This window comes from Variovorax sp. PBL-E5 (assembly GCF_901827185.1).
Lineage (GTDB): Bacteria > Pseudomonadota > Gammaproteobacteria > Burkholderiales > Burkholderiaceae_C > Variovorax.
Genome location: NZ_LR594671.1, coordinates 4,603,889 through 4,617,503 on the forward strand (window position 1 = coordinate 4,603,889; position 13,615 = coordinate 4,617,503).

At 67.6% G+C, this 13,615-nt stretch carries 15 protein-coding genes and 1 pseudogene; 10 read left to right on the forward strand and 6 right to left on the reverse strand.

Features of this window, described 5'->3' with window-relative positions; translation table 11 throughout:
* Positions 1 to 8 precede the first annotated feature (8 nt).
* From WDLP6_RS22545 to WDLP6_RS22570, 6 genes are all read left to right on the forward strand, one after another.
* Positions 9 to 179, forward strand: coding sequence for an Arc family DNA-binding protein (locus WDLP6_RS22545; protein WP_162594152.1), 171 nt, complete (start codon positions 9 to 11; stop codon positions 177 to 179).
* Between the two features lie 117 nt (positions 180 to 296).
* The gene (locus tag WDLP6_RS22550) at positions 297 to 1,004 is read left to right on the forward strand and encodes a hypothetical protein (protein WP_162594153.1); all 708 of its coding nucleotides are present in this window, start codon (positions 297 to 299) and stop codon (positions 1,002 to 1,004) included.
* Positions 1,001 to 1,207, forward strand: a complete 207-nt coding sequence (locus WDLP6_RS22555; RefSeq protein ID WP_162594154.1) for a hypothetical protein — start codon at positions 1,001 to 1,003, stop codon at positions 1,205 to 1,207. Before WDLP6_RS22550 ends, WDLP6_RS22555 begins: the two co-directional genes overlap by 4 nt.
* Position 1,208: 1 nt before the next feature.
* A complete protein-coding gene (locus WDLP6_RS22560; protein ID WP_162594155.1) occupies positions 1,209 to 1,562 on the forward strand; it encodes a DUF4224 domain-containing protein in 354 nt (117 codons plus the stop codon).
* Entirely contained in the window at positions 1,559 to 1,810 is a 252-nt protein-coding gene (locus WDLP6_RS22565; RefSeq protein WP_162594156.1) for a hypothetical protein, read from the forward strand. Before WDLP6_RS22560 ends, WDLP6_RS22565 begins: the two co-directional genes overlap by 4 nt.
* The gene (locus WDLP6_RS22570) at positions 1,777 to 2,946 is read left to right on the forward strand and encodes a tyrosine-type recombinase/integrase (protein WP_162594157.1); all 1,170 of its coding nucleotides are present in this window, start codon (positions 1,777 to 1,779) and stop codon (positions 2,944 to 2,946) included. The genes WDLP6_RS22565 and WDLP6_RS22570 overlap by 34 nt, the downstream gene beginning before the upstream one ends.
* 106 nt (positions 2,947 to 3,052) lie before the next feature.
* On the opposite strand, the gene WDLP6_RS22575 is transcribed toward WDLP6_RS22570, so the two are convergent.
* The 3 genes from WDLP6_RS22575 to WDLP6_RS22585 all read right to left on the reverse strand — a co-directional run bounded on the left by WDLP6_RS22575 (position 3,053) and on the right by WDLP6_RS22585 (position 6,826).
* Positions 3,053 to 4,456: a serine hydrolase domain-containing protein gene (locus WDLP6_RS22575; protein WP_162594158.1), complete on the reverse strand. Its 1,404-nt coding sequence runs from the start codon at positions 4,454 to 4,456 to the stop codon at positions 3,053 to 3,055.
* A gap of 89 nt (positions 4,457 to 4,545) precedes the next feature.
* Positions 4,546 to 5,688, reverse strand: coding sequence for an AraC family transcriptional regulator (locus tag WDLP6_RS22580; RefSeq protein ID WP_162594159.1), 1,143 nt, complete (start codon positions 5,686 to 5,688; stop codon positions 4,546 to 4,548).
* 25 nt (positions 5,689 to 5,713) lie between these two features.
* On the reverse strand, positions 5,714 to 6,826 hold the full coding sequence (locus WDLP6_RS22585) for a YeiH family protein (RefSeq protein WP_162595213.1): 1,113 nt from the start codon (positions 6,824 to 6,826) through the stop codon (positions 5,714 to 5,716).
* A gap of 103 nt (positions 6,827 to 6,929) precedes the next feature.
* Here WDLP6_RS22585 and WDLP6_RS22590 point away from each other — a divergent pair, with 103 nt between their 5' ends.
* Positions 6,930 to 7,841: a LysR family transcriptional regulator gene (locus WDLP6_RS22590; protein ID WP_162594160.1), complete on the forward strand. Its 912-nt coding sequence runs from the start codon at positions 6,930 to 6,932 to the stop codon at positions 7,839 to 7,841.
* A 213-nt stretch (positions 7,842 to 8,054) separates the two neighbouring features.
* On the opposite strand, the gene WDLP6_RS22595 is transcribed toward WDLP6_RS22590, so the two are convergent.
* Positions 8,055 to 9,260, reverse strand: a complete 1,206-nt coding sequence (locus WDLP6_RS22595; protein ID WP_162594161.1) for a M20 aminoacylase family protein — start codon at positions 9,258 to 9,260, stop codon at positions 8,055 to 8,057.
* 176 nt (positions 9,261 to 9,436) lie between these two features.
* On the opposite strand from WDLP6_RS22595, the gene WDLP6_RS22600 reads away from it, so the two are divergent.
* The 3 genes and pseudogenes from WDLP6_RS22600 to WDLP6_RS35515 all read left to right on the forward strand — a co-directional run bounded on the left by WDLP6_RS22600 (position 9,437) and on the right by WDLP6_RS35515 (position 11,567).
* On the forward strand, positions 9,437 to 10,729 hold the full coding sequence (locus WDLP6_RS22600; protein WP_162594162.1) for an MFS transporter: 1,293 nt from the start codon (positions 9,437 to 9,439) through the stop codon (positions 10,727 to 10,729).
* A gap of 228 nt (positions 10,730 to 10,957) precedes the next feature.
* A pseudogene (locus tag WDLP6_RS22605) lies at positions 10,958 to 11,460 on the forward strand (YoaK family protein).
* Positions 11,397 to 11,567, forward strand: a complete 171-nt coding sequence (locus tag WDLP6_RS35515; protein WP_443083424.1) for a hypothetical protein — start codon at positions 11,397 to 11,399, stop codon at positions 11,565 to 11,567. Before WDLP6_RS22605 ends, WDLP6_RS35515 begins: the two are co-directional and overlap by 64 nt.
* A 31-nt stretch (positions 11,568 to 11,598) precedes the next feature.
* On the opposite strand, the gene WDLP6_RS22610 is transcribed toward WDLP6_RS35515, so the two are convergent.
* Entirely contained in the window at positions 11,599 to 12,594 is a 996-nt protein-coding gene (locus WDLP6_RS22610) for a Bug family tripartite tricarboxylate transporter substrate binding protein (protein WP_162594163.1), read from the reverse strand.
* Between the two features lie 8 nt (positions 12,595 to 12,602).
* Positions 12,603 to 13,580: a Bug family tripartite tricarboxylate transporter substrate binding protein gene (locus tag WDLP6_RS22615; protein WP_162594164.1), complete on the reverse strand. Its 978-nt coding sequence runs from the start codon at positions 13,578 to 13,580 to the stop codon at positions 12,603 to 12,605.
* Between the last annotated feature and the right edge of the window lie 35 nt (positions 13,581 to 13,615).

Sequence of the window (13,615 nt, forward strand, 5' to 3'; positions counted from 1 at the left end):
GGAACCAAATGGCACGCAACGACGAGCAGGCGAATCTTCGCTTGCCGAAGGATTTGAAAGATTGGCTGGTGCAGCAAGCGAGCGTGAATCGCCGCAGCCTGACCAGCGAAGTGATTGTGCGGCTGGAGGCGTCTCGCGCGGCGAGTGCACCAGCGGCACAAAAGGTGACGGCGAAGTGATTGAGCCCACTTCGCCGTCTATGAAAACCCACCCCAGTCAAAAGGTAAGGACTTCACATGCCAAAGGTTAGCACGCGCCTACGTACCGGCGCAACCATACCCCCGCAGGCCACCATCATGAGCGCCGTCGCCACCAAGCCCCAGGGCAACGGCGAAAAGCTGGCCCCGCAATCACTCCCATTCGCCGAGCTTCTGGAATGCATGCGGCTCGATCTGCGCGCGGCCGACGGCTTGATTGAAGCCGCCTACGATGCTTCCGAGGAAGGCAGTTCTGTCGAGATCCTGCTGGACATGATCAACCACTCGATGTTTCCCGAGGTGCTGCATCCGTTGATAAAGGAGGGCGCCCCTACACGAGCGGAGGCTGAACGGATCCAGTTGGAGCTGTTCCAGCCATTGGCCGCGTTGGACGGAGCGATCTGCCTCGCGCGCGGTTCGATCCTCGAGCACCATCTGCGCGAAGCATACGGACTGATCGATGGCGTGCAGGATGAGCTCGACAGCTGCAGCGACTTCATGCGCTTGTTGCCCGAGACAACGCACGAACAGCCGCGCAAGGCCGACTTCGACATCGACGATACCCCGGAGGCTCGCAGAGATCTTGCCTGCGATGCCAACTACGAGATTTCCAAACTGGCGGAAGCAGTGAAACGCCTGATGGACGGTGAAGAAGACCGGCCCATCTTCAACGGCATCATGGGTCGCATCGAGTTGCTGTCTGAGCTGGTCCATCACGTCATGTGTCTCGCCGGCGGCTCGGACGAAGAGATGGGCCGACCGCCGCTGCGGAGCCTGCGCGCCTGGTACGAAGGGCGACCGTCATGAACACCGTGGCCGCTCGCAAGCGCGTGCTGCGCCTGGTGCCCAAGCCGAACGGCGTGATCGACGCCGACATGGTGGCCTTCACTGTCATGGAGCACATCGACACGATGTATCCGGCGATGTGGCTGGCAGTGCCGAAGGCGGCCCGCGTGAGCATCCGGAATACCATCGTCCGCGCCGTCATGGCGGAAGCGGGGAAGACCTGAAATGCTGCTGAGCGAAGACGAGGTCAAGGCGATCATGAGGCGGGCGTTACCACGGACGAAACCAAGCCAGGCCTACCTTCAGTTCGCGGCCGACATCGAGGCCGCCGTGCTGGCCAAGCAGCCGATTCGGCACGCGGGGCCCGATCTCGACGATGCCGATCTGCTGCACATCACGCGAAAGAGACAGCCGGCGGCGCAGGCGCGTTTTCTTGAGCGCATGGGCGTGCCCTACACGCGGCGCGGCGACGGCTCGCTGCTGGTCGGCCGGGCCGCGATGGAAAAGGCGATGGGCGGCGACCAACCGCCAGCCGCCGAGCCCGTCGACGCTGGCATCAGATGGAAGGTCAACCCATGATGCGCTGGGTCACCATCGAAAAAGCAGCAGAAGAGACTGGCCTCCCGGCCTCGTTCTTTCACGAGCGCACTGGCGTGTCGGGTGTCTGGCCTGAGGGCAAGGTCTGGAAATGGTTCGACGGCCGCAAGCTCGTGGACCTGGAAGCGCTGTACGATTTCATCGACAAGCGTCCCAGCATCCAGAGCAACCGCGGCCGCAAGCGGGCCGAGCCCCCATGCCAAAACCAGCCCCAGCATCAACCGGCGTAATCGTCCGCGACGCCCACCTTCAGATCGATCTGCGCCGGCATGGCTTCGGCAAAGAACGCCTCGAGCTGGCGCCGACGCCGACGAACATCCGCTACGCCGAGAAGCTGCGCAACGAAATCCTGGGCAAGATCGAGCGCGGCACCTTCGCCCTGGCCGACTACTTCCCCGACAGCCCGCGCGCCAAGACCGATGCGCCGAGCATGACCTTCGCCGAGCTGGCGATCGAGTGGATGAAGATCAAGCGGCCCACCGTGCAGCACAGCACAGCCCACCACTACGACCAGACCGTCAACAGCCTGCACTTCGCCAGCGTCCGCAGCACGCGCATGGCCGACTTCGACTATCGCAGGCTGATGGCGCTGCTCGCTGGCCTGCCGGCAAACGCCAAGACCTTCAACAACGTGGCGTCGGTGCTGAAGCAGATGCTGACCTACGCACACAAGGCGAAACTGCTGCGGGAGCCGTTGCACGAGCATGTCGAGATGCGGCGAGCGCAACACCCAGGGCCGGATCCGTTTTCGCTGGACGAGGCGGGCGTGCTACTGGCCAAGCTCAAGGGCGACCGCGCGCGCAGCTACTACGAGTTCGCCTTCTTCACGGGCCTGCGGCCCTCCGAGCAGATCGCGCTGCGCTGGTCCAACGTCGACCTGCGCGCCGGCACCGTGCTGGTGGACACAGCGCTCACCCGCGGCAAGGAAAAGGGGACGAAGACCGGCGAAACGCGCACCCTGGAGCTCACCAGCCGCGCGCGCGTCGCGCTGGAGCGCCAGCGGCCGATCACGCAGCTTGCCGGTGCCCATGTGTTCGTCAACGATGCTGGCTCGGCCTTCGAATCCACGGACGGCCCGCTCGACGACTGGTGGAAGCCCGCGATGAAGCTGTCGGGCCTTCGCCAACGCGATGCGCGGCAGACCCGCCACACCTACGCCACGACTTGCCTCATGGCCGGCATCGCGCCTGGCTGGGTAGCGCGGCAGCTCGGGCACGCGCCGGAGATGTTCTTCCGCGTCTACAGTCGTTGGATCGAGGGTGCCGACAAGGGCGCCGAGCGGCGCAAGCTCGATGCATTTCTCGGCGCGGCGCAGACAGCGGAAACCGGGACAAAAACCGGGACAGCGGGGCCGAATTCAACGTAGTTCTGCAGAGCCCACAGAGGGGCGTGCTTCACTGGGAATCTGTCGATTTCGGCCTATTTAGGCCTGTACCAGGTTCGATTCCTGTCGAGGGCACCACAGACGGCCCTCATCCGCCCTTCAACGCCTCGATCACCTCCCGCGTGAACTGCGCGACCCGTTCCATGTCATCGCGCGGCGTCCATGCGGGCCCCAGGCGCACGATGACCAGATCCTTCGACGGAATGATCACCACGTACTGCCCGTTGCTGCCTCGCGCCATGAACGCATCGGCCGGCATGCCGTGCCGGATGCGGTAGCGGGCCCCTGCGCCCGGGCCGCGGTTGGTCCAGAAGCCTGCGCCGTAGCCGAAGTCCTCCGATCCGGATGTCGGCGCGGCCGAGTCGTCGACCCAGCCGGCCGGCAGGATGCGCTGCCCGCCGACCACGCCGTCGTGGAGATAGAGCAGACCGAAGCGCGCCCAGTCGCGCGCCGAGGCCCACATGTGGCTCGCGCCGATCGGCGTTCCGGCCGCGTCGAATTCGAGCGTCACGTGCTGCATCCCGAGTTTGTCGAACAGTTCGCGGCGGGCGAAGCCGAGCGTGGCCGCGGCCGTGCCGCCGGCCTGGTCGCGCACGATGCGCGACAGCAGCTGTGTGTTCGCGTTGGTGTAGTTCCAGTGCGTGCCCGGCGGATACGCCAGCGGTGCGCGCTGCGCCATCGCCGCCGTGTCGGCATCGACGAAAATCATCTGCGCCGAGGGGTCGAATGCGGTGAGCACGCTCGAAGTGAGGGACTGCCCCATGTCCAGCCCGCTGTTCATGCGCAGCAACTGGTCGATCGTGATGGCATGGCGCGGGTCCCGGGGATCGGCCCAGGCCATGATCGGCGCGGGGGCGTGGATGTCGAGCTTGCCTTGCCGCACCAGGATGCCGATCAGTGCGTTCGTCACCGACTTGGTCGCGGACCAGCCGGTCAGCGGCGTGTCCACGCCGACATCGGAAGCGTAGCGCTCCGCGACGATCCGATCCTTGTGAATCACCACCACGGCCTGGGTGAAACGGTGCGGCGCCTGCGTCGTTTCGTCGAACGCATGATCGAGCGCCGCGACCAGCGCGGGCTCGGCGGGTTGAACGGGCGCTGCGCCGGCGATGGCGCCGAGCAGCGGTGGCGTCGCCTCCGACTGCGCGGGCGGCGAGAGCTCGCTGGCCGATGCGCGACCGGTCGCGTTGACGCATCCGAACTGCGGCCGGTAGACCGCGCGGCTCTCGGCCAACCCTGCGAAGGTCGCCCGCACTTCGCCGTGCTCGCGGTCGACGGTGAAGCGCGTGAGGAACGCGACCGGCCCGGCGAGCGGTTCGATCGCATCGCGGTAGTAGCGGTCGGGACTCCTGCCGGCAACGAACACCGCAGAACAGAGCTGATGGCTGAGATAGCCGCTGATGACCGGTGCCGCCCGGCCCGGCGAGAAATGACCGCAGGCGGTCAGCACGGCGGCGGCAAGGATCGAAGCGGCGATGGGAAGACGTGGCATGGGCGGTTCAGTTCAGAAGTGGCAGCCGGGATGGGCCTCGCCACTTTCTGCGCTGCGGCGCCTGCGATCTCGCCGAATCCTGCGTCCGGCTAGCCGATTTCGGATTCGGCGAGGCCCGGGGGCGATGGCGCGACCGATGTCGCAGTGCCTTGCCGCCGAAACTCGGTGGGCGTCATGCGGGTGTCGGCCTTGAACGCACGGTTGAAGGGCCCGAGCGACTGGAAGCCGGCATCCATCGCGATCGTCAGGATCGGCGTGTCGGCCTGTTCCGGGTCCGCGAGCCAGCGGCGCGCGTCGGCCAGGCGGTAGGTGTTCAGGAAGGCGCTGAAATTGCGGTGGCCCAGGCCCCGGTTGATCAGGCGCCGCAACTTGTGCTCGGGCAAGGCCATGCGCTCGGCGAGTGCGCCGATCGTCAGGTTCGCCTCGCGATAGACATGGTCAACCGCCATGAGCGCCTCGAGCGCGGCGACCTGCCGAGCGTCGGGCGCCGGCGCCGTGTCGGCGACCGGAGACAGCGCAGAGGCAGCGAACGCGGCCGGGTGCTCGATCGGCTCGGCGCCGACCACTGCCGAGCCGAACAGGCCGTCGTGGCCCTCGCGCAGCAGCCGCCACGCGACGAACAGCGCCAGGCCGGCGATGCCGGCGGCGTTCGCGGTGCTCTCGACCACCTCCCTCAAGCTCAGGGCCGACAGCAGCGCCACCAGCAACTGCGCGACCGTATAGAGGGCCGTCGCCGCGACGATCAGCGAGCGCAACCGACGCCGGCCTTCGATCAGGTCTTCGCGCCAGTTCGCGACCGCCTGCCCGATTGCCAGCAGCGCCCATGCGACGGGCATCAGGCTCAGCGCCAGTCCCGCAGCAGGTTCCCACTGCGCGTGCGCGGTGCCTTGCCCGACGCAGTGCAGCATGCCGACCGCTGCCAGCATGGCCCAGACCCCTGCGTGCCAGGTGCGCAAGCGGAAGTCGTCGTCGAACAGCGCCAAGGTGAAGAGCCAGAACACGAACATGCTGCCCGATGCCAGTGCGATCACGAGCACCGACCCGAAGCCCGGCCCGACCGTGAAGCCGGGCATCGAAGCCAGCGTGGCCGCCACGACGGAAATCGCGAAGCCCGAACCAAGCCGCGCGGCGATCGCCCGCGGATGGTCACGCCACAACGCCACCGCAATCAGCAGCAACGCGCCCGTCGCGCCGCCGCGCAGCAGCAGGTTCAGCGTCAGCATCGTGGCCATGCTGAAAATTGTAGTGCGCGTGGCCCTACCCGAGCGTGCCCATCAGCCATCGATTGACTGCGAAGCCGCCGACCACGAGCCAGACGAAGAGCAGGCTGGCCATTGCGAGCGGCCGCACGCCGGCGCGCCGGATCGCCGATGCGTGGGTCGTCAATCCCAGACCGGCCATGGCCATCGCCAGCACGCCGGTATCGAAGGCGTTGACGAAGGCGACCCAGGACGGCGGCAGTGCGACCGCGCTGTGGAACAGCATGACCGCAACGAAGCCCAGCGCGAACCAGGGCACGGCGACGCCTGAGCCGAGCGCGGCCGAGGCCGCCTGCCCCTTGCGCGAGCCGCGCGCCAGCCACGCCGACAGCATCAGCAGAAAAGGCGCCAGCATCATCACGCGGCCCATCTTGGCGACCACGGCCGTGTCGGCCGCCTGGGCACTGATGGCGCGGCCCGCCGCGACCACCTGGGCCACCTCGTGGATCGTCGATCCGGCGAACACCCCGTATTGCTGCGGCGACATCGCAAGCGCCGGCAGCGAGGCCAAGGCGTCGTAGATCAACGGATAGAGGAACAGGCCCGCGGTGCCGAACACCACCACCGTGGCCACTGCGACCGCCACCTGCTGCGCGCGCGCGCGCAGCACCGGCTGCGTGGCCATCACCGCGGCCGCACCGCAGATCGAGCTGCCGGCACCGATCAGGATCGCCGTGTCGCGATCGATGCGCAAGAGGCGCACGCCGGCCAGCAGCGCGAGCGCGAAAGTGCTCGACAGCATCAACGCGTCGACCAGCACGGCCTCCAGACCGACATGTGCCATGTCCTGCACCGTGAGCCGGATGCCGTACAGCACGATGCCCAGGCGCAGCAGCCGCTGCCGGGAGAAATCGACGCCTGCCCTGGCGGGCTCGATCGCCTGCCCGAGCCGGGTGTTGCCCACCACCATGCCGAGAACGATCGCCAGCGTCAGCGCGCTGATGCCATGCCGATCGAGCCACCCGAGCTGCGCGAATCCCATCGCTGCGGCAGCCAGCGCGCCGGTGAGCAGCAGCCCCGGCAGCAGTGCGCGCACCGGGCTCAGCCGGGCGCGCAGCGCGGCAGCCGGCGCCCATCGGACAGGTGGCACGGATTGGAGAATGGGCGGCATCGACGACACGGGTGGCTCCTTGCAGGTACCGCACTGTGCATGCACCGCACTCATATGTAAAACTGGTTATATTGATATCTTCGAACTATCTGATCGATAAGCCATGCGCCTCACGCTACGCCAGCTCCAGCTGTTCCATGCCATTGCCGAGACCCACAGCACCACTGCGGCGGCCGAGCGCGTTGCGCTGTCGCAGTCGGCGATCAGCTCGGCATTGGGCGAACTCGAAGGCGTGCTCGACGTGCAGCTGTTCGACCGCATCGGCAAGCGCCTGATGCTCAACGACAACGGCCGGATGCTGATGCCGATGGCGCGCGCGCTGCTCGACGCCGCCGAGGAAATCGAGCAGAACTTTCAGGCCGGCGAGGCGGCGTCGATCCACCTGCGGCTGGCGGCGAGCACCACCATCGGCAACTACCTGATGCCGTCGCTGCTGGCCGGCTTCCAGCGCGCGTGGCCGCAGGCGCGCGTCGAACTGCAGATCGGCAACACGCAGGACGTGATGGCGCAGGCGGTGTCGCTGGCCGCCGACCTCGGGCTGATCGAAGGCCCCTGCCATGACGCCGATCTCATGGTCTTGCCGTGGATGGACGATGAGATGGTGGTCGTCGCCGCGCCCCGTCACCCGCTCCTGACACAGGCGGAAGGCGGCCGGCTCGGCGTGCGGCAGTTGCGGCAGGCACGCTGGCTGCTGCGCGAACCGGGCTCCGGCACGCGCGAAACCGTGGAGCATGCGCTGCTGCCCCATCTGCATCAGTTGTCCGAAGTCATGACGCTCGGCAGTTCGGAGGCCATCAAGAACGCCGTCGCCGAAGGCATGGGCCTGAGCTGCCTGTCGCTGTGCGTCGTGCAGGACCTGATCCGCGCAAAACGGCTGGTGGTGGTGTCCTCCACCTTGCCGAGGATCACGCGGCGCTTCTCGCTCGTGCACCACCGGCGCAAAGCGCTGTCGGGCCCGCTCAGGGCTTTCGCACGGCATTGCGGAATCGCCGCCGAGCAACTGCAAAGACCCTGAAAGACATGCACATTCGATCGGGCTGGCCGGGCTGTCCCGGGCACTCTTCGTTATGTTTCATGGCGGGCTCCATCCCTGGCGCGTCGTCGAGTTCCCCGAAAGACAGCGCGAGGCACTGGCCGATCGTTTCGAGGAAGAGAAGCGCCATGCGCTGCCGGCGCAGGTCTGGTCCAGCCGGATTCCGGATGCAACGACAAAGACCGACCCGCGCCTTCAGCCCGCCAACGGCGCCTCGCTCAGATAGCGCTCGGCCAGCCGCGTCCAGTAGGCCGCACCGATCACGACGTTGTCGTCGTTGAAGTCGTAGCTCGGGTTGTGGACCATGCAGGCGCCCGCGCTGTCGCCATCGCCGTTGCCGATCAACAGGTAGCAGCCGGGGCGCTTTTCGAGCATGAAGGCGAAGTCCTCGCTGCCGGTCAGTGCCGGGCCTTGCAGCACGACCTGATCGGCCCCCACCAGCTCGATGCCGATGCGGCGCGCAAACTCGGTTTCCGCGCTGCTGTTGACCAGCGCCGAGTAGCCGCGCTGATAGTCGACCTCGGCCGTCACGTTGAAGCTCTGCGCCTGCGCGTGGACCAGTTCGCTGATGCGCTTCTGGAGCAGGTCGCGCACGCTTTGCTCCAGCGCGCGCACGCTCAATGCCAGCTTCGCGCTTTGCGGGATCACGTTGTTGGCGATGCCCGACTGCATCATGCCCACCGTGACCACCGCGGTCTGCAGCGGGTCGACGTTGCGCGACACCACGGTCTGCAAGGCCATCACCAGGCTGGCCGCCGCCACCAGCGGGTCGGCCGCGCGATGCGGCATGGCCGCGTGGCCGCCACGCCCGTTCAGGGTGATGAAGACCTTGTCCGACGAAGCCATCATCGGCCCTTCGCGAAACACCAGCTTGCCCTGGGGCCAGCCGGGCATGTTGTGCATGCCGAAGATGGCGTCGCACGGAAAGTTGTCGAACAGGCCGTCTTCCATCATGCGCATGGCGCCGCTTTCGCGCGTGCCGTATTCCTCTGCCGGCTGGAAGATCAGGTTCAGCGTGCCCGAGAAGCGGCCGCGCTCGGCCAGCGCCTTGGCGGCCCCGAGCAGCATCGCGGTGTGGCCATCGTGGCCGCAGGCGTGCATCACGCCGCTCTGGCGGCTGGCGTACTTCAGCCCGGTTTCTTCCTTGATCGGCAGCGCGTCCATGTCGGCGCGCAGGCCCACCGCGCGCGTGCCGCTGCCGCGCCGCAACTGGCCGACGAGTCCGGTGTCGCCCAGTCCGCGCGTGACGTGGTAGCCCCAGTCCTGCAGGCGCTCGGCCACCAGGTCGCTGGTGCGCTGCTCCTTGAAGGACAGCTCGGGGTTGTGGTGGATGTCGCGCCGGATGCCGATGAATTCCTCGGCGTGGGGACGCAGGGCTTGCAGCGTGTCTTCAGCGGTCATGGGACGGCTCGCGTGGGGTGAACGAAATGGCATCCTAAGGCGCGGTCCCTGGCTCGTCCAACGCCAAGGTCAATAGGCATCGGAAGGAAGCGGCGCCCCGTTCATAGCGATCCTCTTCCCTGCCGGCCGGGATTTGCTGCATGATTCCTCGAGACGAGCCCACCCGAAGGAGTTTCATGACTGCCACCATGACGACGCTCCCGTCCGCCGCGCGTCCCAAGGCAACGTTCACCACCATTGCGGCCATCACGGTGGGCAATGGTCTCGAGTTCTTCGACTTCACGGTCTACTCGTTCTTCGCGGTGCTGATCGGCAGCGTCTTCTTTCCCGCCAAGGACGCGATCGACAGCCTGATGCTGGCCGTGGGCAGCTACGGCATCGCCTTCCTGGCGCGGCCCATCGGCGGCGTGGTGCTCGGCCTGTACGCCGACCGGGCCGGCCGCAAGCCGGCCATGACCCTGACCCTCATCCTCATGGCGGCCGGCTCCCTCGGGGTGGCCGTGGCGCCCACCCATGCGCAGATCGGCGTGCTCGCGCCGATCTGGCTCGTTCTGGCGCGTCTCATGCAGGGCTTCGCGCTCGGCGGCGAGGTCGGGGCTTCGACCTCGCTGTTGCTGGAGTACGCCGATGACCACAGCCGCGGCTACTTCGGCAGCTGGCAATTCTTCAGCCAGGGCCTGAGTTCGCTGCTGGGTGCGGCCGTCGCGACGCTGCTGACCAACACCCTGTCGCACGACCAGCTCTATGCCTGGGGCTGGCGCATTCCGTTTGCCATCGGCGTGCTGATGGTGCCGCTCGGGGTCTACATCCGGCGCCATCTCGACGAGACGCTGGGGCCGCAGGCGCACACATCGAGCCCGATGAGCAAACTGGGAGAGGTCTTTCGAAACCATGCAGGGCTGGTCTGGTCGGGCGTGCTGATGATCCTGGGCGGCACGGTGGCGACCTATGTGGTGATCTTCTACCTCGCCACCTACGCGACCCAGTTTCTCAAGATGCCGCTGTCGCTGACGCTGTGGGCGAGCCTGACCGCCTCGCTCGTGATCGTCCTGGCATCGACCTATGCGGGCACGCTGTCGGACCGGGTCGGCCGCAAGCCCGTGATCGCATGGTCGCGGTCGGCGCTCGCCGTGCTGGTCTTGCCGGGCTTCATGCTGCTGGACGCCTACCGGTCCATCCCCGTGCTGATCGGCGTGGTCGCGGTGCTCTCCTTCCTGGTCGTGCTGCAGGCCGTGCCGGCCATCGTGATGCTGACCGAAGTGTTCCCGCGCCCGATCCGGGCCACGTCGCTGTCGATCGTCTACAGCCTCGGGGTGGCAGTCTTCGGCGGCACGGCCCAGCTCATCGTGACATGGCTGATCCATGTCACGGGCAGCGACCTCGCCCCGGCGTGGTACCTGGTCGGCGCGACCGTGGTTTCGACGCTGCCGCTGCTTTGGCTGAAGGAGACGGCCGGCCGGCCGATCTGACCCGCTGGGGGAGTCCGCTCAGGCTGAATTTTTCTCAGCCGCCGACAAGAGCACCATGCCCGCCCAGCGGCACACGGCAACCCGGGCACACGTCTCAAGCCGGCCTCCATGCGCAGACTCCGCTTCCTCACCCACCGCCATCGCGCGCCCTCGACCAACCGGGCGCTCGGACTGCCGCTCGCCTTCAACGCCGGTGCGGTCAACGCGGGCGGCTTCCTCGTGCTGCACATGTACACCTCGCACATGACCGGCTTCGCGTCGCAGCTGTCGGACGGCCTGGTGATGGGCGACATGAAGATCCTGCTGAATGCACTGGGCGCGATCCTCTCGTTCCTGCCCGGCGCCGCGGTCTGCGCGATCCTCGTGAACTGGGCGCGGCAGCGCCGCCTGCACAGCGTCTATGCGCCGCCGCTGCTGCTGGAGGCGGCGCTGATGTTCCCGTTCGGGCTGATGGGTGCGATCACGCTCACCTGGGCAACACCCTTCGCCGTGCCGCTCACGGTGCTGCTGCTGTCATTCAGCATGGCCTGCAGAACGCCGTGGCGTCGAAGACGTCGGGCGGCAGCATACGAACCACCCACATGACCGGCAACATCACCGACCTGGGCATGGAGCTGGGCAAGCTGCTCTACTGGAACCGCGGCGAGGTTCCGGCGGCCTCATCGGCATGTTCGTGCTGGGCGGCGCGATGGGGGCGCTGGGCTTCAAGTACATCGGCTTCATCTGCGTGATTCCGCTCGCCGCGCTGCTCCTCGCGCTGTCGCTGCCGCCGCTGCTGAAGGATCTGCCGCGCCGGCACGCGCTGCGGCCGCCGCAGTCAGGACGCCGCGGCGCCTGAACGCGGTCTTGCGGACCGAAGAAGCCGCGCGCTACTGGATCGGCTCGATCTTCGCCAGCCGCACCCATTCGCGCCAGCGCGCGCGGTCGGCTTCGGTGAACTTCGCCATCTCGGCCAGCGAATAGGGTTGCACCGTCATGCCCAGCCGCTCCAGGGCCTGGCGCGTCGGCGGATCGGCGAGCGCGGCGTTCAGCAGCCGGTTCATCCGGCCGATGACGGCATCGGGCGTGCCCGTCGGCACCGCGAGGCCGATCCAGCTGCGCACCTCGAAGCCCGGCAGCGCCTCGGCCACCGTCGGCACATCGGGCAGCGAGGGCGTGCGCTGCAGCGAGGTGGTCGCGATCGGCACGATGCCCTTGTTCTGCAGCGCCGGGGCCGCGGACATGATGTCGAGGAAAGCGAAGTCGATCGTGCCGCCGGCCAGGTCGGTGATGATCTGCGCCAGGCTCTTGTAGGCCGCGCCGATCACGTCGATGTCGGCGCGCGACTTGATGATCGCCGGCGGCACCTGCGAGGACGAGGTGGCGTAGCCGTAGCTTAGCTTGCCGGGATGCGCCTTGGCATAGCTCACGAGCTCGGCGGTCGAGTGGATCGGCAGGCCGGCCCGCACCATGCCGATCGCCGGGATGAAGCCGACCATCCCGATGTCGCGGAAGTCCTTCTGCGGGTCGTAGGGCAGCTTGGCGTAGAGAAAGGGATTGGCCGAATGCGTGGAGCTGCCCGAGATCAGCACCGTGTAGCCGTCGCCCGGCGAATTCTTCACGTACTCGGTGCCGATGATCGCGCCGGCGCCGGCCTTGGCCTCGACCACGATCGGCTGCTTCAGCTCCTTCTCGAAGTAGCGGCCGAGGATGCGGCCGACCGAGTCGGTCGCGCCGCCCGGCGCCGAGGGCGCCACGAGCTTGATCGCGTGCGTGGGCCACGCGTCGGCCTGCGCGGCGGCCGGCAGCGCGTGGCAGAGCGCGGCGGCGGCGAAGAGCGCGGCGAGCGCATGCGAACGGCGGGGCTTGCGAAGGATGTGCGGCATGGCGGTGCTCATTCCTTGAGTCCGAGATCGCGCACCAGCTTGCTGTATTTCTCGGTGTCGGCGTGCACCTGCGCGGCGAACGCCTGTGGCGCGGCCAGCGCGACATCGGCGCCGGTCTTGCGGATGCGCTCGCGCACCTCTTCCGATTTCATGATCTTCGCAGTCTCGGCATAGAGCCGGTCGACGATGTCCTTGGGCGTGCCCGCCGGCGCGAAGAGGCCATACCACGTGATGACCTCGAGCCCCGAAACGCCGAGCTGCTCGGCGACGGTCTGCACCTCGGGCGCCTGGCTCGAACGCTGGGTCGCGCCGATCGCCAGGCCGCGCGCCTTGCCCGCCGTGACCTGCGGCAGCGCGCCCGTCACGGCCGGGAAGTAGAAGGAGACCTGGCCGCTCAAGGTATCGGTCATGGCCTGGCCGACGTTCTTGTAGGGCACGTCGCGGACGTCGATGTGGGTCGCCTGCCGGATCAGCTCGATGCCGAGATGGCTGGGTGATCCCTTGCCCGAGGTCGCATAGCTCAGCTTGCCCGGGTTGGCGCGCGCATAGGCGACCAACTCGTTGAGGTTCTTGTAGGGCGCGTTCTCGCCGGCGATCAGCATCAGCGGCAGCTCGGCGACCTTGACGACGGGCACGAAGTCCTTCACCGGATCGTACTGCGGCGCGGTCTGCATGTAGGGGGTGACGGTCATCGTGGTCGCGCCCAGCATCAGCGTGTAGCCGTCGGCCGGCGCGCGCGCCGCGACCGCGGCGCCGATGGCGCCGCCCGCGCCTTCGCGGTTCTCGACCACCACGCTGGTCTTCAATTGCTCCGACAGCCGCTCGCCGAGGATGCGGCCGATGGTGTCTGCACCGCTGCCGGGTCCGAAGGTGACGATCAGCCTGATCGGACGCTGCGGATAGCTCTGCGCAGCGGCGGTCGCCGCCAGCGCGAGGCCCAGCGCGCCAGCGCCCAGGGCTTTGAAGAAAATCGAGCGAAGGTTCATGCGTGTCTCCTGAGGGTCGGGTGCGTTCTTGTCTT